Raw genomic sequence first — 16,945 nt, forward strand, 5'->3', positions numbered from 1 at the left:
CTCCCACATGATGGGAGGCCGGTGCCGCATTCATTAGGATGGTGTCTGTGCTGGTGATCCGACGCGACCTCGTCGACGCGATGGTCGCGCATGCCCGACGGGACCACCCGGACGAAGCGTGCGGTGTCATCGCCGGCCCGGAGGGGTCGGAGCGCCCGGAGCGCTTCATCGAGATGATCAACGCCGAGCGTTCGCCCACCTTCTACCGCTTCGACTCGCAGGAACAGCTGCGGGTGTGGCGGGAGATGGACGCCAACGACGAGGAGCCGGTGGTGGTCTACCACTCGCACACCTCGACGGAGGCCTATCCCTCCCGCACGGATGTCTCGTACGCCTCGGAGCCGAACGCGCACTACGTGCTCGTGTCCACCCGGGACCCGGAGACCTACGAGCTGCGCTCCTACCGCATCGTGGACGGAACCGTCACCGAGGAGCCGGTCGAGGTCGTGGAGTCGTACATGTTCGCCCACACCGGTGCCGACGAGGTGCCCGACCGGGGCTGAGCCCGCATTTCCCGACGCCGCGCCGAGTTCCGGCGCGGCGGCGCGCTGTCGTCCCGTCCCGCGTATCCCGATCAGGAGGTATTTCCATGGCAGTCAAGGTGTCCATCCCGACGATCCTGCGCTCGTACACCAGCGGTGAGAAGTCGGTCGAGGCCGCCGGCAACACGCTGGGCGAGGTCATCAACGACCTCGACGGCAACTTCAGCGGGCTCAAGGACCGGCTCGTCCGGGAGGGCAGCCTGCACCGGTTCGTCAACGTCTACGTCAACGACGAGGACGTGCGCTTCACCGGTGGTCTCGAGGCCCCGGTGTCCGACGGGGACAGCGTCACGATCCTGCCAGCCGTCGCCGGTGGCATGCGCTGACGCACCGCCCCGGGCCGTTCCCGCCGGCGGAGGCCGCGGCAACGGCCCGCGCACGGGTGGTCCTTCGATCTCACAGCCCTGATCTTGGAGGCAGAACGTGGCCCGCTACGACTCGCTGTTGGACGCCCTCGGGGACACTCCGATGGTGGGGCTTCCGGGGTTGTCGCCTTCCCCGGACGTCCGGTTGTGGGCGAAGCTCGAGGACCGCAACCCCACTGGTTCGATCAAGGACCGCCCTGCGCTGGGCATGATTGAGGCGGCGGAGAAGGAAGGCCGCCTCACCCCCGGGTGCACCATCCTGGAACCCACCTCCGGAAACACCGGGATCTCGCTGGCCATGGCCGCCAAGCTCAAGGGCTACGGCCTGGTGTGCGTGATGCCCGAGAACACCTCGGAGGAGCGCCGCCAGCTGCTGCAGGCCTTCGGCGCGCGGATCGTCTCCTCGCCCGCCGCCGGTGGCTCGAACCAGGCCGTCTCGGTGGCCAAGCAGCTGGCCGAGCAGAACCCCGACTGGGTCATGCTGTACCAGTACGGCAACCAGGCCAACGCGGACGCGCACTACCGCGGCACCGGCCCGGAAATCCTGCGCGACCTGCCCAGCGTCACGCACTTCGTGGCCGGGCTGGGCACCACCGGCACCCTCGTCGGCGTGGGGCGCTACCTGCGCCAGCAGCGGCCCGGCGTGCAGATCGTCGCCGCCGAACCGCGCTACGGCGAGCTCGTGTACGGGCTGCGGAACCTGGACGAGGGCTTCGTGCCCGAGCTCTACGACGAGGACGTGCTCAGCCGGCGGTTCTCCGTCGGCTCGTACGACGCGCTGCGGCGCACCCGCCAGCTGCTGGAGAGCGAGGGCATCTTCGCCGGGATCTCCACCGGTGGCGTGCTGCACGCGGCCATGACCATGGCGGAACGTTCGGCTGCCGCCGGCGAGTCCGCCGACATCGTGTTCCCCGTCGCCGACGCGGGGTGGAAGTACCTGTCCACCGGTGCTTACAGCGGCACGATCGACGAGGCGGCGGAGCGGTTGGACGGCCAGCTCTGGGCCTGACGCGCCGAGCGCGCACCCGGGGCGTGCGGACATTTCTCGAGAAAAGTCGCGGACATTTCTCGAGAAATGTCCACACAGCCCGAGCGGGTGAGGTGCGTGATGCGGTCGTGCTCGGGCCTCAGCCCGCGAAGGCGGGGGTGCGCACGCCCTCGCCCGCGTCCGGGACGACGAGCAGCGCCGCCCGCTCCGCGGCGCCCTCCTCGGTGCCCTCCGCTGTGCCGGCAGCATCGGGTGAGGCTCCTCGACCACCGGGTGAGGCGCCGGGCGGGCTGGACGGAGAACCGGCCGAGTCGGCGGGAGGGCCGGGTGCGGCACCGGTCGGACCGTCGGCAGTCGTGACGTACAGGTCGTTCAGGCGCGTCCCGCCGAAGCAGCAGTCCGTCGGCCGGTGCCCGGGCAGCGCCACTTCGCGGTCGAGCACCCCTTCCGGTGTGTAGCGGCGCACGACGCCCGCACCGGGCAGCGCCACCCACGGGCAGCCGGCCGCGTCCACGCAGAGGCCGCCCGCCGGTGCACCGGGTTCGGCCAGCGCTCGGCGCCGGCCGAGTTCGGCGCCGTCCGCGTCGAACGCGATCACCTCGACCCGCCCGGTCGCGCCATCGGCCAGGTACAACCGCGTGCCGTCCGGAGCGAAAGCCAATCCGCGCGGATCCGGCAGCGCACGCAATCCCGTGCGCACCGGACCGGACGGGGCCACGCGCACCAGCCACCCGCCGCCGTCCGCGGCTTGCTCGCTTTCGACGGGCCGGACACGCTCCGCGACCTGCCCGCGCTCGGCGACCTGCCCGCGCTCGGCGACCTGCCCGCGCTCGGCGACCTGCCCGCGCTCGGCGTGACGTTCCCCTCCGGACGCGGTCGAGCGGGCGCGCTCGCCGTCGCGGCCAGCCGTCGCGTCCTGCCCGTCCTCGGCGGGCCAGGCCTGCTCGGCGGGCCAGGCCTGCTCTGCGGGAAAGCCGCCGCACTGCGCGGGTGCCCCCAGCGGTGTGCTCGCAGCCCAGGCGCGGCCGTGCAGGTCGACGGCGCTCGTGGCCGCGTGCAACCCCTCCCGCGCCCAGTACGCCAGCCACGTGCGCGTCTCGCCGTCCGCCTCGAACAGCGCGAGCCCGTCGTCGAGGTGCAGCAGCAGCCCGCCGCGCGCCCGCGGCAGCGCCGCCCCCACCGGTTGCGGTGCGGGCATGGCGGAGTCGGTGCCGCGGCCGGGCGAGTAGCGGTGCGCGCTCGCCGCCGGGTGATCGACCCACAGCACGGTGTCGGTTCGGGAGTCCCACACGGGTGAGCGGCCGTGCCGCACCGCGGTGCGCACGGCGACGTCGAACTCGACCAATCCAGACCTTTCCGGCAGGCATGTCGCAGCAGGTGTGTCGCAGCAGTCATGTCGCAGCAGCCGACGAGGGCGAACGCCGGTCAGCTTACCGGTGGTGGACGATTCCGGGCCGGCCTGGCGTCAACGGACGTTTCGACCAGTAGCCTCGGGGGCGTGAACAGGCTGCCGCAACGTCCGAACGCGCGCGTGCTCCCGGCCAACCCGGCCCGGTCGGCAGTGGGCATGCTGCTGTTCCTCGCCGTGCTGTACGCCGTGCAGAGCTATCTCGCCATGGGCGCGGTCAACAGCCTGCGACTGATCAACGAGTACGGCATCGTCCCGCGGGAGGTCGATGGCCTCGACGGGATCCTCTGGGCCCCGCTGCTGCACGGCGGCTGGTCGCACCTGGTCTCGAACACCGTGCCGTTCTTCGTGCTCGGCTGGCTCGCGCTGTCGGGCGGTGTGCGGCAGTTCCTCGTGGTCACCGCGACCGTGTGGATCACCGCCGGTGTGGGCACGTGGCTCGTCGGCGCGCCCGATCCGCACATCGGCGCGTCCAGCCTCGTGTTCGGCTGGATGGTGTTCCTGCTGCTGCGCGGATTCCTGCAGCGCAACACGGGGCAGATCGCGGTGGCGATCGTGCTGTTCATCTTCTGGGGATCGATGCTGTGGGGCGTGCTGCCCGGGCAGCCGGGCGTGTCCTGGGAGGGGCACCTGTTCGGCGCGTTCGGCGGTGCGCTGGCCGCGTGGCTGGTGGCGCGCAGCACGCGCCGCCCGTCCGGGTCCGCGCCCGGTGGCACACTGTACCGGTGAGCAACGCGCCGATCGGCATCTTCGATTCGGGCGTGGGCGGTCTGACCGTCGCCCGCGCGATCATGGACCAGCTGCCCGCGGAGTCCCTGCGCTACGTGGGCGACACCGCGAACGCGCCGTACGGCCCGCGGCCGCTGTCCGACATCCGCGCGCGAACCCTGGAGCAGACCGACGCGCTCGTCGAGGAGGGCGTCAAGGCGCTGGTCATCGCCTGCAACACCGCCTCGGCGGCCTGCCTGCGCGACGCCCGGGAGCGCTACGGCGTGCCCGTGGTCGAAGTGGTGCTGCCCGCTGTGCGCCGAGCCGTGTCCACGACGCGCAACCGGCGCGTCGGCGTGATCGGCACCCGCGCCACCATCTCGTCCCGGGCCTACGAGGACGCCTTCACCGCGGCCCCGGACATCGTGCTGACCACGAGCGCCTGCCCGCGGTTCGCCGAGTTCGTCGAACGCGGCACCACCAGCGGGCGGCAGATCCTCGGCCTCGCGCAGAGCTACCTCGACCCGCTGCAGCAGGCGGGGGTGGACACGCTCGTGCTGGGCTGCACGCACTACCCGCTGCTGACCGGGGTGGTGCAGCTCGCGATGGGCGAGCACGTGACGCTGGTCTCCAGCGCCGAGGAGACCGCCAAGGACGTGCTCCGCGTGCTCACCGAACAGGATCTTCTGGCCGAACCCGATCGGGTTGCCCACCACGAGTTCCGCTGCACCGGCTCGCCCGAACGGTTCAGCCGGCTGGCCACGAGGTTCATCGGTCCCGGCCTGGTGGCCGATGCCGTCCAGCCGCGGGCCGTGGCACGCTCGAGCGCGTGGATCTGACGATTCTGGGGTGTTCCGGGAGCATCCCCGCACCGGACTCGCCCTGCTCGGGATACCTGCTCGAATCGGCGGGCACGCGGATCGCGCTCGAACTCGGCAACGGCACGCTCGGCCCGCTGCAGCGGCACGCGGACCCGTTCGACCTGGACGCGCTGCTGCTGAGCCACCTGCACGCCGACCACTGCGCGGACGTGGCGACGATGACGGTGCTGCGGCGGTACCACCCGTCGCCACCCTACGATCCGCGCAGTCGGCGCCTGCCCGTGTACGCCCCGGAAGGCGCTGCGCAGCGACTGGCCGCGCTGTACGCCACGAGCGTGCCCGAGTGGGGCGAGACCGATCTCGGCGACGTGTTCGACTTCCACCCGCTGTCCGAGCTGCCGCTGCGGATCGGCGCCTTCGACGTGCAACCGGTGCCGGTGCACCACGTCTGCCCCACGTGGGGCTTCCGCATCTCGGACGGGCAAGGCCTGCTGGCCTACACCGGCGACACCGGGCCGTTCCCGGGGCTGACCGCGCTCGCCGCGGGCGGCAGCGCGTTGCTGGCGGAGGCGTCCTGGCCGCATTCACCGGACGTGCCGGAGGGCCTGCACCTGTCCGGTACGCAGGCCGGGCGGTTGGCGCAGGCGGGCGGGGCCGGTCGACTGCTGCTCACGCACCTGCAGCCGTGGATGGATGCCGAGCGGGTGCGGGGCGAGGCCGCCGCGGAGTACGCAGGTCCGGTGGAGCTCGTCGTCGCGGGCGGCCGCTACGAGATCTGACGACTCTGACGACGACGAGGGCCGCCGGCCGCCGAGCAGAGGCGGCGCGTGGCGGCAGCGATCGAGTGCCTAAGGTGGGAGACGTGGCACGAGTTGACGGACGGAGCGATGACGAGCTCCGAGAGGTGCGGTTGACGCGCGGGTACCAGGACTGGCCGGCCGGGTCGGTACTCGTGGAGTTCGGTCGGACGCGCGTGTTGTGCGCGGCGAGCGTGCAGGAAGGAGTGCCGCGGTGGCGCGCCGGATCCGGCCTCGGCTGGGTCACGGCGGAGTACGCGATGCTGCCCTCGGCGACGAACACGCGGGGCGTGCGCGAATCCGTGAAGGGACGCATCGGCGGACGCACGCACGAGATCAGCAGGCTGGTGGGTCGGTCGCTGCGGGCGTGCATCGACATGTCCGCCCTCGGCGAGAACACCATCACCCTCGACTGCGACGTGATCCAGGCCGACGGGGGCACGCGCACCGCCGCGATCACCGGTGCGTACGTCGCGCTGGCGGATGCGGTGACCTACCTCCGCGCGGCGCGCCGGCTGTCCGACCCGAAGCCGCTGTCCTGCGGTGTCTCGGCGATCAGCGTCGGCGTGGTGGACGGCCGCGTGCGGCTGGACCTGCCCTACGAGGAGGACTCCCGCGCCGAGGTGGACATGAACGTCGTCGCCACCGACCACGGCACCCTCGTGGAGGTGCAGGGCACCGGCGAAGGTGCCACGTTCCCACGTTCCACGATGGACCAGATGCTGGACTCCGCCCAGGCAGGTTGCTCCCGGCTGGCCGAGCTCCAGGCGGAGGCGCTGGCCGCGCCGTACCCGGGCACGTTGCCGGGGAGCGGGTGATGAGCCACCTGCTGTTGGCCACGCGCAACGCGGCGAAGCTCGGCGAACTGCGGCGCATCCTCGCCGAGGCGGGTGTGACCGGGCTCGAAGTCATCGGGCTCGGCGACGTGCCCGCGTTCCCGGAAGCCCCGGAGACCGGGGCGACGTTCGAGGACAACGCGGTGGCCAAGGCGGTCGATGCGATGCGCGCCACCGGCTACCCGGCGGTGGCCGACGATTCCGGCATCACCGTGGACGCGCTGGGCGGGATGCCCGGTGTGCTGTCCGCGCGCTGGTCCGGTAGGCACGGCGACGACCGGGCGAACCTGGAGCTGCTGCTGGGGCAGTTGCACGACGTCCCGGACGAGCGGCGCGGCGGTGCGTTCGTTGCCGCGGCGGCGCTGGCCCGCCCCGACGGTTCGCACACCGTCGTGCGGGGCGAGTGGCCCGGCACCATCGTCCGCGAACCCCGCGGGAAGAACGGCTTCGGCTACGACCCGGTGTTCGTGCCGGAAGGGGAGACCCGCACCAGCGCGGAACTCCCACCGGAGGAGAAGGACGCCGATTCGCACCGCGGCCGGGCGTTGCGGGCGTTGCTGCCGAGTCTGCGCGCACTCGCCGAGTAGCGGGATTCGCGTCGGCCGGCGGTCCGTGCGGTGCGGCTGCCGGACAGCGGTACCGCACGGACCGGGCACGACGAGCGCGGGTGTGATCGATCTCGCCTTGCTCTGACCGTGCGTGGCGGACCGACTAATTTCGAGGCCCGTGCTCACCGATTGGTTGGAACCCGCCCTGCTGGCGCTCGTCGGGTTTTTCTCCGGCGCGATCAACGCGGTCGCCGGCGGCGGCTCGCTGCTGGTGTTTCCCGCACTGCTGGCCACCGGCATGCCGCCGCTGGTCGCGAACGTGACGAACTCCGTGGCGCAGGGCCCCGGTTTCGTCGGTGCGGCCTACAGCCAGCGCGCCGACCTGGAAGGAGCTCCCCGTCGCCTCGTGCTCACGTCGATCGCGGCGGTGCTCGGTTCCGCCGGCGGCTGCGTACTGCTGCTGGTGCTGCCGAGCTCGGTCTTCGACGCGGTGGTGCCGGTGCTGGTGGCACTGTCGGCGGTGCTCATGGCGCTGCAGAAGCAGATCCGCCGGTTGCTCGGCACGTCCGACGACGGCGTGCGGGGCGACCGGACTGCGCTGCTGTTCGTGGGGATCCTGCTGGCCTCGGTGTACGGCGGGTACTTCGGCGGCGCCCGCAGCGTCGTGCTGATCGCGCTGCTCATGCTCGGCGCCTCGGCCACGATGCGCAGTCTCAACGCGTTGAAGAGCTGGCTGGGCCTGCTCGGCAGCGCGGTCACGCTCGTGGTGTACTCGCTCGTCGCCCCGGTGGACTGGATCGCGGTGGCGACGCTGGTGCCGACCACGGTGGTCGGCGGGTTCCTCGGGGGCAAGCTCGCCCAGCGGCTTCCGGGCACGCTGCTGCGCTACGTCGTCGTCGGCATCACTGTCGCGGTGGCGATCTGGCTGTTCCTCGAGTGAGCGTGCGTCCCTCCACTGCCCGCCGGGAGAGCAGTGGCGGGGAGTGCGGGGCCTTTAGACCCCGATTTCGCGGCGCAGCCGGTCGACGTGGCCGGTTGCCTGCACGTTGCGCAGCGCCTGCGCGATCGTCCCGTCCGGTCCGACCACGAACGTCGAACGGATCACGCCCTGCACGACGCGGCCGTAGTTGTTCTTCTCACCGAACGCGCCCCACTCGGACATGATCTCCTTGTCCGGATCGGACAGCAGCGGGAACGTCAGCCCCTCGTCGTCGCGGAACTGGGCGAGCTTGTCGGGCTTGTCCGGCGAGACGCCGAGCACGGTGAAACCGGCGTCGTTCAGCTCGCCCAGGTTGTCCCGGAAATCGCAGGCCTCGCGCGTGCACCCTGGTGTGCTCGCGGCCGGGTAGAAGTACACCACCACGGAACGGCCCCGGTAGTCGGTCAGCGAGACCTGGTTGCCGTCCGCGTCGGTCAGCGTGAAATCGGGGGCGGGATCGCCCACCTGCAACGGTTGCTGTTCACTCATGTTCGCGACGTTATCCGCCGCCGGAAGATTCGAACAGGCAGGGCTGTCCGAACGCGTCCCGGGACTGCCCGGGCGCGTCCGAGTTGCGCGTGCCCGCCCGCACGCGTAGGCCGGGGAACGGGGCCCGCGGGAAGCGCCTCGAGGTGTGCGCCGGGCCTGCGCGTCGGCGGATCCAGCGGGCGGAGATCGATTCCGAAGGGCGGAGGACGATGGCCACGGTCGCGGACCAGTTCATCGAGGTGCTGAAGCAGGTGGGCGTCGAACGGATCTACGGCATCGTCGGCGACAGCCTCAACCCCGTGGTGGACGCGGTCCGACGGACGGAAGGCATCGAATGGGTTCCCGTCCGGCACGAGGAGACCGCCGCGTTCGCGGCAGGCGCGGAAGCCCAGGTGACCGGCAAGCTCGCGGTGTGCGCCGGCAGCTGCGGACCGGGCAACCTGCACCTGATCAACGGCCTCTACGACGCGCACCGCAGCGGGGCGCCGGTGCTGGCGCTGGCCTCGCACATCCCGTCCGAGCAGATCGGGACCGGGTTCTTCCAGGAAACCCACCCCCAGTCGGTGTTCGCCGAGTGCAGCCGGTTCTGCGAGCTGCTGTCCCAGCCGGAGCAGATGCCGCGGCTGCTGCGCACGGCCATCCAGCACGCGATCGGGCGCCGCGGGGTGTCCGTGCTGGTGCTGCCGGGCGATGTCGCCGAACGCAGTTCGGTGAACCCCGCGGAGCAGGCCCTGGTGCACAGCGAGCCACCCACCGTCGTCCCCTCCGCGGGGCAGGTGCGCGAACTCGCCAGCAAGCTCAACGAGGCGCAGCGGGTGATGCTCTTCTGCGGCATGGGCACCCGCGGTGCGCACAGCGAGGTCATGCAGCTGGCCGAACGCGTCAACGCGCCGGTGGGCCACGCGCTGCGCGGCAAGGAGTGCATCCAGTACGACAACCCGTACGACGTCGGGATGAGCGGTCTGCTCGGCTACGGCGCGTGCCACGAGGCGATGCACCGCGCCGACCTGGTGGTGCTGCTGGGCACCGACTTCCCCTACGACAACTTCCTGCCGCAGGCCAACACCGTGCAGGTGGACATCGAACCCTCGCACCTCGGCCGCCGCACCGTGCTCGACGTGGCCGTGCAGGGCGACGTGGCCGAAACGATCCGCGCCGTGCTGCCGCAGGTGGAGCAGAAGCAGGACCGCTCCTACCTGGACCGGATGCTGTCCGAGCACGCGCAGACGCTGGAGCGCGTGGTGGACGCCTACACCCGCAACGTGGAAAGCCACGTGCCGATCCACCCCGAGTACGTCGCCGACAAGCTCGACACGGCCGCCACCGACGACGCGGTGTTCACAGTGGACACCGGGATGTGCAACGTGTGGGCCGCGCGCTACGTCACCCCCAACGGTCGGCGGCGCGTGCTCGGCTCCTTCGTGCACGGGTCGATGGCCAACGCGCTGCCGCAAGCCATCGGCGTGCAGCAGGCCGATCCGAACCGGCAGGTCATCGCGATGGCCGGTGACGGTGGTCTGTCCATGCTGCTCGGTGATCTGCTGACGCTGCGGCTGCACCAGCTGCCGGTCAAGGTCGTGCTGTTCAACAACGCGTCCCTGGGCATGGTGAAACTGGAGATGCTCGTGGACGGTCTGCCGGACTTCGGCACCGACGACGCGGGCACCGACTTCGCCGCCGTCGCCACGGCCATGGGAATCCCCGCGGTGCGCGTGGAGAAACCCGGTGAAGTGGACAGCGCGCTGCAGGAGACGCTCAACCGGCCCGGGCCCGCGTTGGTGGACGTCGTCACCGATCCGAACGCGCTGTCGCTGCCGCCGAAGATCACCGGTGAACAGGTCAAGGGTTTCGCGCTCGCCGTCAGCCGCACCGTGCTCTCCGGCGGTGTGGGGAAGATGTTGCAGTTGGCGCGGTCCAACATCCGCAACGTCCCCCGCCCGTGAGGGGAGAGATGAGTCGATCCCGGGCAGCGGTGATCACGGCCGGCGGGTGGTGCGCCACTGGCTGCCGTCCGGGTGACGAGGTGGTGACGCGCGGTGTGCGCGCGTGGAGACTGGAGATCATGACAGTCAGTCCCACCGTGCGTCGTCGGAGGCTGGCCGCGGAGCTGCGCAGGCTTCGCGGCCGCGCGGAAGTCACCCAGAACCAGGCCGCCGCGCACCTCGGGTGCACGCAGGCCAAGATCGGGCGGTTCGAAACGGCGAAGCGCTCGCCGTCCGTGGGCGACGTCTCCGGCCTGCTCGACTTCTACGGCGTGCGCGGGGAGGAAAGGGAGCAGCTCGTCAACCTGGCCCGGGACGCGCGCAAACGCGGCTGGTGGCACTCCTACAGCGACGTGCTGCCGGAGTGGTACGAGACGTACGTCGGCTTGGAGGCCGAAGCATCGTCGATCCACACCTACGAGGCCGAGGCGATTCCCGGTCTGCTGCAAACCCGCGAATACGCCCACGCGATCACCCGGGCCACGCTCTTCCGCGCCGACGAGGCGGAAATCGCGCGTCGCGTGGAACTGCGGATGCAGCGGCAGGACCGCGTCCACGGCGACCACCCGCTGGAGCTGTGGACGGTGATCGGGGAGGCGGCGCTGCGCCGGTCGGTCGGCGGGTCCGACGTGCTGCGCCGCCAATTGGAGTACGTGCTCAAACTCGGGGAACTGCCCAACGTCACCGTCCAGGTCATGCCGCTGGAGGCGGGCGCGCATCCGGCGCAGGCGGGTCCGTTCGTGATCCTGCGGTACTCCAGCAACGTTGACCCGGACGTGGTCTACCTGGAAACCCAGGTGGGCGGTTTGTACCTGGAGCGGGAAGCTGAACTGTCGAACTACGTGATGATGATGGAGCATTTGCGAGCGCACGCGATGAGCCCGCGAGGCTCGGTGCAGTTGATCAACGACCGCATGGAGGAGTTGTGACGGGCTACATCTCCGACTGGCGCACCAGCACCCGCACGCAGGGGCAGGGGCAGTGCGTCGAAGTCGGCTTCGGAGCCGACCGCGTCGGCGTACGCGACACGAAAAACCGAGCTGCGGGGCACGTCACGTGCTCGCCGTGGCAATGGCAGCTGTTCACCGAACGGGTCAAGCGGGGCGGCTTCGACGGCTGACGCCGCCGCGGGGGAGCGGCTCGGCCGCCGCGGGCGGTGACCACCGCCGCTCCCGCACCACTCCACTGGCCCAGCGGGCCTCCGCCGCCTCGGCGGAACTCGAAACCACTGGGGCGCACTACTCCTCGGCGTCCGCGGTGGTATCCGCGGTGGACTCGTCCGCGCGGAACGGCGCGAGCAGTCCCGGCACCGCCCGATCGGCCAGCGCCCACCCGTCCGCGACGCCGACGTCCCGCACGGTGTAATGACCGCTGCCGGCTGCGGTGGTTGCTCCGAGCGTGAGCACGCCGGCGCGCCGCTGCAGCCAGGTCTGGCGCACGCGCCAACCGATGATCCCGCCGCGGTAGAGCACCGCCGTCCTGCGCACCCCTGTTCCCGACCGCGCCAGCAGCAGCTCAGCGTCCAGCCGGTGCCCCAGACTGCGGTAGGCGTCGACGGCGAACGCCGCGGCCGCCACCAGCACCACCGCGCCGAGCGCCACCGCCGCCGGCACGGGCAGCCACCCCCACCACGCGCCCGCGGCGAGCACGGCGGCCGGCGGCAGCACAACCACCGCAGCGCGCAGCAGGCGCCGGCGCAACGCGGCGCGCGGGTGCCGCACGAGCGCGGCGGCGGGCCACGGGCGTTGCAGCACGGCCGCGGCGACGCTTTCGGCCGCGGAGCGCGGCGCCGGCGGCAGCAGGGCCGACTTCTCCGTGCCGCCGCGTCCGGCCGCACCCCCGAGTCCCGTGGTCACCGCGGTGAGCCGGGCGCCGCGGAACAGTCGCAGCAGCAGCGGCTCGGCCAGTTCCGCGCCGCGCAGGCGGCGTTCCTCCAGCGACACCGCGCGCGTGGTGAGCAGACCGCGGTGCACCAGCAGCGTGCCGTCCGGCCGCCGGCTGAGCCGGAAGCGCCACCACTGCTCCACCGAGATCACCAGTGATCCGGCGATGCCGAGCAGCAGTCCGAACACGACCGCGGCGGCGATCACCAGCCACAGCGGAAGACTGCCGGCGAGCCTGCCGGCCTGCTCGGGCGTTCCCCACGCCACGAGCAGGTCGCGCAGCGAACTGAGCGCGGACAGCACCGCACCCCACACGGTGAGGACCAGTGACGCGGTCAGCGCGGCGTAGCCGAACCACCGCGCCCGCATCCGGGCGAGCACGTCACCGGTGTCGGCGTGCTGCTCGGCGGCCTGCGGGTGGTCGAGCAGCGCACCGCGCAGCGCCTCGGCATCCGCGCGGGCGAGCGCGTCGAGCTTGAGCGCTGCCTCCTGCTCGCCCTGCTCGGCCGTGCCGATGCTGACCACCGCGATGCCGAGGGCGCGTTGCGCCGGATTGGCGGTGAGATCGACGCTGCGGATGCGGTCGCGGGGGATCGACCGGTGGCTGCGCGTGAGCACGCCGCGGTGCAGTTCGAACCGCTCGGTCGTGACGCGGTAGCGGGTGACGGACCAGTCGACCGCGCTGGACGCGACGGCCAGTGCGGTGAACGCGATCCAGGCCGCCGCGGTGAGGACCACCGTGGTCATCCGGGCCGGCCCGAGCAGCATCACCAGCACCGTCGGCACGAGCGGGGCGAGGGTGAGCGCGGCGGTGGCCAGCAGCACGCGCGCGTCCAACCGCCGCCACGGGGCGGGGGGTTGGACGCCGTTTCCCGGGGTTTTTTCCGGGTCGCTTGCCGCGCCGCTTGCCGGGTCGCTTGCCGGGTCGGATCCGTGCGGTGCGTTCACGTCGCGTCTCCCGGTGTGGCCTGCGTGGTTTCGGTCAGGTGCGCGACGAGTCGTTCGGCGACCTCCCGGTCGAGCCCTTCGACGGTGATCGGCCCGGCCGCGGAAGCCGTGGTGACCGTGACGCTGGCCAACCGCAGCGCCCGCTGCAGCGGTCCGCGGGCGGTGTCGACGGTCTGGATCCGCGACATCGGCGCGATCCGCCACTCCTGGTTGATCCAACCGGAGCGGGTGTAGACGGCTTCGGCGGCGACCTCCCACCGGTGCACGCGGTAACGCCACTGCGGCATGACCGTGGCGTGCGCGAGACCGGCCACGGCGAGCACCACCAGTGCCGCCACGAGCCACCCGCGGGCCGGCGGCAGCAGCAGCGTCGGCACCGCGAGTGCGGCGAGCGCGACCAGGAATCCGGCGGCGGAGCGCACCGTCCACCACGCGATCGCCCGTCGGTGCACGCGGTGCCGCGGAGCGCGCGGCAGGGCGGCCGCGGCACCGCTCGACGGGCGCGGCAGGTCTTCCGGGGTGGACACAGTGGCCTCCGCTGCGGTCGGTGGTCGGAGCCCGCCGGGGGTGCGGGCTCGTGCGCCCATTCTCGCGCAGACCGCGGCGAGCTACTCCGTTCGGATCATTTCCACCCGGTGATCGTTTCGTCGGGAACGTCGTGATCGTTGTGCCAGGAGGTCAACGACGGGAGGGCCGCGAGGCATGGCACGAGGTCGACACGCGCGCACGCCGGGGCACGAGCGCGCCGCGCGGTTCCGGTGGGGCAGGACGAACCGGCGCAGCCGGACGGGCCGGTGGGTCGCGGCCACGGCCCTGGCGCTCGCCGCGGTGCTGACCGGAGGCCTGCTCGCCCCCGCCGCCGGAGCGCAGCGGGACGTCGACGCGACACCGGGCGGACCCACCGACTACTGCGATGGCCAGTGCGACCACATCCTGCCGCCCGGGCAGAACGGCAACGCCACCTTCGGCGATCTGGTCGGGCACATCCTGCTGGGCACGAAACCACCGCACACCGACGACCAGCTCGAACCGTACGCGCGGCTGGCCGACGGGTACCGGGAGCTGGACACCGGCACCATCGACCGGTTCTTCCGGGACAATTCCTTCGGCGTGGACGAACAGGACATCGCCCGCGAGTACCGGCCGCGGCAGGACGTCACCGTGGTCCGCGACGAGCAGCTGGCAGTGCCGCACATCTACGGCGAGACCCGCTCGGGCACGTCCTTCGGCGCGGGCTACACCACGGCGGAGGACAAGCTGTTCCTCATGGACGTGCTGCGGCGCGCCGGACGCGGTCAGGTCAGCTCGTTCGCCGGCGGAGCCGAGCAGAACCGCGAGCTGGAGCAGCAGTTCTTCGCCGCCGCTCCGTACACCGAGCACGAACTGCGCGCGCAGATCGCCGACGTGGCCGGCCAGGGCGAACGCGGTGAACAAGCGCTGCGCGACGCGAAGTCCTATGTGGAAGGTATCAACGCCTACATCGGACACGCGCGGGAGAACCGCGACTTCCCGGGCGAGTACGTGGCGACCGGTCACGTCGACCCGATCACCGACGTCGGCGAGATCGAACCGTTCCGCCTGACCGACCTGGTCGTGCTCGCCGCGCTCGTCGGTGCCCAGTTCGGCGGCGGTGGCGGCGGGGAAGTGGACAACGCCGTCGCCCGCATGCGACTGCAGGAACGCCTCGGACCGGAACGCGGCGACCGCGCCTGGCGCACCTTCCAGGCGCAGGACCACCCCGGCGCGACCACGACGGTGCACGACGCGAGCTTCCCCTACGGGCAGTCCCCGGAGAACCCGAAGGGGACGGCGCTGCCCGATCCCGGGTCGGTGATCGAGCAGGACATCACCTTCGACGAGCAGGGCACCGCCGCCGAAACCGGCTCCGGGCCCGCGACTTCACCGCAGCCGCGCGGCGACCCCCGCGAACATCCGCGGGAGGCGTTGCGCGGGATGTTCTCCGACGGCGTCGTGCCCGAGGGAATGGCGCGGCAGCGCGGCATGTCGAACGCGCTCGTCGTCTCCGGCGAGCACACCGGCAGCGGGCATCCGATCGCCGTGTTCGGGCCGCAGACCGGCTACTTCGCCCCGCAGCTGCTGACGCTGCAGGAACTGCACGGACCCGGCATCTCCTCGCGCGGCGCCTCGTTCGCCGGCCTGAGCTTCTACACCCTGCTGGGCCGCGGCCAGGACTACGCCTGGAGCGCCACGAGCGCGGAGCAGGACATCGTGGACACCTACGCGGTGCGGCTGTGCGAACCCGACGGCAGTGCGCCCACCCGGTCCTCCGAGCACTACGAGTTCCGCGGCGAGTGCGTGCCGATGCGCACCGTGGAACGCGAGAACTCCTGGGAACCCACGCTCGGCGACGGCACCGGAGCGGGCTCCTACACGCTGCGCGCCTACCGCACCGCCTACGGTCCGGTGACGCACCGGGCCACAGTGGACGGCAGTCCGGTGGCCTACACGACCGCGCGGTCGACGTTCCTGCACGAGGTCGACTCGATCACCGGTTTCCAGCAGTTCAACGACCCCTCTGCGATCCGGTCCGGTGCGGACTTCCAGCGCGCGGCCGAGGACGTGAACTTCACCTTCAACTGGTTCTACGCCGATGACCGGGACACGGCCTACTTCAACTCGGGCGACAACGTGATCCGCCCGCCGCACGTCGACCCGAGCCTGCCGATCGCCTCCGACCCGAACAACGAGTGGCGCGGGTGGGATCCGCGGGGCAACACCGCGGACTACGCACCGGCGGAGCAGCACCCGCAGGCCCGCGACCAGGACTACTTCGTGGACTGGAACAACAAGCAGGCCGCCGGCACCGCCGCTGCGCAGCCGAACAAGGGCGCGGTGCAGCGGGTGGACCTGCTGGACGGCCGGGTGCGCGGGCTCGTCGAACGCGGCGGCGTCGACCGCGCCGATCTCACCGCGGCGATGGCGGACGCCGGGCTGACCGATCTGCGGGCCGAACGCGTGCTGCCCGCGCTGCTGCGGATCATCGACAGCGCCCCGGTCGACGATCAGCGCACCGCCGCACTCGTCGAGGAGTTGCGGACCTGGCAGTCCTCCGGCGGGCAGCGCGCGGAAACCGAACCGGGCAGCCGCGAGTACGCGCACGCCGAGGCGATCCGACTCATGGACGCCTGGTGGCCGCGGCTGGTGCGCGGTGTGTTCGAGCCGGCCGTGGGCGAGCGGGCGTTCACCGCGCTCACCGGTGCCATGGGCGTCAACGAGTCGCCCTCCGGGTGGCAGAATGCCGACCCGGACCAGCAGGCCGGGCAGGGCCACCAGGGATCGGCGTTCCAAAGCGGTTGGTACGGGCAGGTTCTCGACGACCTGCGCACCGTCCTCGGCGAGGACGTCCCCGGTGGGCCGGACGGGGCGAAGTGCGGCGGAGGTGATCAGGCGCAGTGCCGCGCGATGCTGCTCGACACGCTGCGCCAGGCCGAGCGCACCCCGCCCGAGCAGACCTACCCGGGCGATGACACCTGCGAGGCCGGGGACCAGTGGTGCGCGGACGCGCTGGTGCACTCCGAACTCGGCGGCATCAGCCACGATCCGATCAGCTGGCAAAACCGCCCGACGTACCAGCAGGTGGTCGAGTTCCCCGAGCACCGCCCGCGGGAGTAGCTCCGCGGGGTGGCAACG

The 16,945-nt window shown here is 71.9% G+C and carries 17 protein-coding genes; 13 read left to right on the forward strand and 4 right to left on the reverse strand.

All coding sequences use genetic code 11. The features are described from left to right. Positions 1–47 precede the first annotated feature (47 nt). The 3 genes from ACVGV2_RS04795 to ACVGV2_RS04805 all read left to right on the forward strand — a co-directional run bounded on the left by ACVGV2_RS04795 (position 48) and on the right by ACVGV2_RS04805 (position 1,916). On the forward strand, positions 48–503 hold the full coding sequence (locus ACVGV2_RS04795; protein WP_459164837.1) for a M67 family metallopeptidase: 456 nt from the start codon (positions 48–50) through the stop codon (positions 501–503). Positions 504–589: 86 nt separating this feature from the next. Continuing rightward, complete coding sequence (locus ACVGV2_RS04800; protein WP_459164838.1) at positions 590–868, forward strand: MoaD/ThiS family protein; 279 nt, start codon at positions 590–592, stop codon at positions 866–868. Between the two features lie 97 nt (positions 869–965). After that, positions 966–1,916 (forward strand): PLP-dependent cysteine synthase family protein, encoded by a 951-nt coding sequence (locus ACVGV2_RS04805; protein ID WP_459164839.1) that lies wholly within the window; start codon positions 966–968, stop codon positions 1,914–1,916. Positions 1,917–2,034: 118 nt separating this feature from the next. Here ACVGV2_RS04805 and ACVGV2_RS04810 read toward each other — a convergent pair whose 3' ends face one another. Continuing rightward, positions 2,035–3,240: an SMP-30/gluconolactonase/LRE family protein gene (locus tag ACVGV2_RS04810; protein WP_459164840.1), complete on the reverse strand. Its 1,206-nt coding sequence runs from the start codon at positions 3,238–3,240 to the stop codon at positions 2,035–2,037. 153 nt (positions 3,241–3,393) lie between these two features. Here ACVGV2_RS04810 and ACVGV2_RS04815 point away from each other — a divergent pair, with 153 nt between their 5' ends. The 6 genes from ACVGV2_RS04815 (at position 3,394) to ACVGV2_RS04840 (ending at position 7,953) form a co-directional block, all read left to right on the forward strand. Beyond that, positions 3,394–4,032, forward strand: coding sequence for a rhomboid family intramembrane serine protease (locus tag ACVGV2_RS04815; RefSeq protein WP_459164841.1), 639 nt, complete (start codon positions 3,394–3,396; stop codon positions 4,030–4,032). Beyond that, positions 4,029–4,850, forward strand: a complete 822-nt coding sequence (murI, locus tag ACVGV2_RS04820) for a glutamate racemase (protein WP_459164842.1) — start codon at positions 4,029–4,031, stop codon at positions 4,848–4,850. The genes ACVGV2_RS04815 and murI overlap by 4 nt, the downstream gene beginning before the upstream one ends. Beyond that, positions 4,841–5,611, forward strand: a complete 771-nt coding sequence (locus ACVGV2_RS04825) for an MBL fold metallo-hydrolase (protein WP_459164843.1) — start codon at positions 4,841–4,843, stop codon at positions 5,609–5,611. Before murI ends, ACVGV2_RS04825 begins: the two co-directional genes overlap by 10 nt. Positions 5,612–5,694: 83 nt before the next feature. After that, positions 5,695–6,447, forward strand: coding sequence for a ribonuclease PH (gene rph / locus ACVGV2_RS04830; RefSeq protein WP_459164844.1), 753 nt, complete (start codon positions 5,695–5,697; stop codon positions 6,445–6,447). Further along, positions 6,447–7,052 carry an RdgB/HAM1 family non-canonical purine NTP pyrophosphatase gene (gene rdgB, locus ACVGV2_RS04835; RefSeq protein ID WP_459164845.1) on the forward strand — a complete coding sequence of 202 codons (606 nt, stop codon included), beginning with the start codon at positions 6,447–6,449 and terminating at the stop codon, positions 7,050–7,052. Before rph ends, rdgB begins: the two co-directional genes overlap by 1 nt. A gap of 139 nt (positions 7,053–7,191) precedes the next feature. Next, the gene (locus ACVGV2_RS04840) at positions 7,192–7,953 is read left to right on the forward strand and encodes a sulfite exporter TauE/SafE family protein (protein ID WP_459164846.1); all 762 of its coding nucleotides are present in this window, start codon (positions 7,192–7,194) and stop codon (positions 7,951–7,953) included. A gap of 54 nt (positions 7,954–8,007) precedes the next feature. On the opposite strand, the gene bcp is transcribed toward ACVGV2_RS04840, so the two are convergent. Continuing rightward, entirely contained in the window at positions 8,008–8,481 is a 474-nt protein-coding gene (bcp, locus tag ACVGV2_RS04845; protein WP_459164847.1) for a thioredoxin-dependent thiol peroxidase, read from the reverse strand. Positions 8,482–8,690: 209 nt separating this feature from the next. Here bcp and ACVGV2_RS04850 point away from each other — a divergent pair, with 209 nt between their 5' ends. From ACVGV2_RS04850 to ACVGV2_RS04860, 3 genes are all read left to right on the forward strand, one after another. Then, positions 8,691–10,424, forward strand: a complete 1,734-nt coding sequence (locus ACVGV2_RS04850) for a pyruvate dehydrogenase (protein ID WP_459164848.1) — start codon at positions 8,691–8,693, stop codon at positions 10,422–10,424. Positions 10,425–10,543: 119 nt separating this feature from the next. Continuing rightward, complete coding sequence (locus tag ACVGV2_RS04855) at positions 10,544–11,392, forward strand: helix-turn-helix domain-containing protein (protein WP_459164849.1); 849 nt, start codon at positions 10,544–10,546, stop codon at positions 11,390–11,392. After that, a complete protein-coding gene (locus ACVGV2_RS04860; RefSeq protein WP_459164850.1) occupies positions 11,389–11,583 on the forward strand; it encodes a DUF397 domain-containing protein in 195 nt (64 codons plus the stop codon). Before ACVGV2_RS04855 ends, ACVGV2_RS04860 begins: the two co-directional genes overlap by 4 nt. A 118-nt stretch (positions 11,584–11,701) precedes the next feature. Here the strand turns inward: ACVGV2_RS04860 and ACVGV2_RS04865 are convergent, their stop codons facing one another. Then, positions 11,702–13,183 carry a PH domain-containing protein gene (locus ACVGV2_RS04865; protein WP_459164851.1) on the reverse strand — a complete coding sequence of 494 codons (1,482 nt, stop codon included), beginning with the start codon at positions 13,181–13,183 and terminating at the stop codon, positions 11,702–11,704. 107 nt (positions 13,184–13,290) lie between these two features. Further along, positions 13,291–13,821 carry a PH domain-containing protein gene (locus tag ACVGV2_RS04870; RefSeq protein ID WP_459164852.1) on the reverse strand — a complete coding sequence of 177 codons (531 nt, stop codon included), beginning with the start codon at positions 13,819–13,821 and terminating at the stop codon, positions 13,291–13,293. A 175-nt stretch (positions 13,822–13,996) separates the two neighbouring features. On the opposite strand from ACVGV2_RS04870, the gene ACVGV2_RS04875 reads away from it, so the two are divergent. Then, positions 13,997–16,927, forward strand: a complete 2,931-nt coding sequence (locus ACVGV2_RS04875) for a penicillin acylase family protein (RefSeq protein WP_459164853.1) — start codon at positions 13,997–13,999, stop codon at positions 16,925–16,927. Positions 16,928–16,945: the final 18 nt, after the last annotated feature.

Source organism: Bounagaea algeriensis (assembly GCF_054491375.1).

What these genes read in the sequence shown, in the direction of transcription:
- ACVGV2_RS04875 (WP_459164853.1), top strand. Translation starts at nt 13,997, where the DNA reads ATGGCACGAGGTCGACACGCGCGCACGCCGGGGCACGAGCGCGCCGCG.
- rdgB (WP_459164845.1), top strand. Translation starts at nt 6,447, where the DNA reads ATGAGCCACCTGCTGTTGGCCACGCGCAACGCGGCGAAGCTCGGCGAA.
- ACVGV2_RS04855 (WP_459164849.1), top strand. Translation starts at nt 10,544, where the DNA reads ATGACAGTCAGTCCCACCGTGCGTCGTCGGAGGCTGGCCGCGGAGCTG.
- ACVGV2_RS04800 (WP_459164838.1), top strand. Translation starts at nt 590, where the DNA reads ATGGCAGTCAAGGTGTCCATCCCGACGATCCTGCGCTCGTACACCAGC.
- bcp (WP_459164847.1), bottom strand. Translation starts at nt 8,481, where the DNA reads ATGAGTGAACAGCAACCGTTGCAGGTGGGCGATCCCGCCCCCGATTTC.
- ACVGV2_RS04850 (WP_459164848.1), top strand. Translation starts at nt 8,691, where the DNA reads ATGGCCACGGTCGCGGACCAGTTCATCGAGGTGCTGAAGCAGGTGGGC.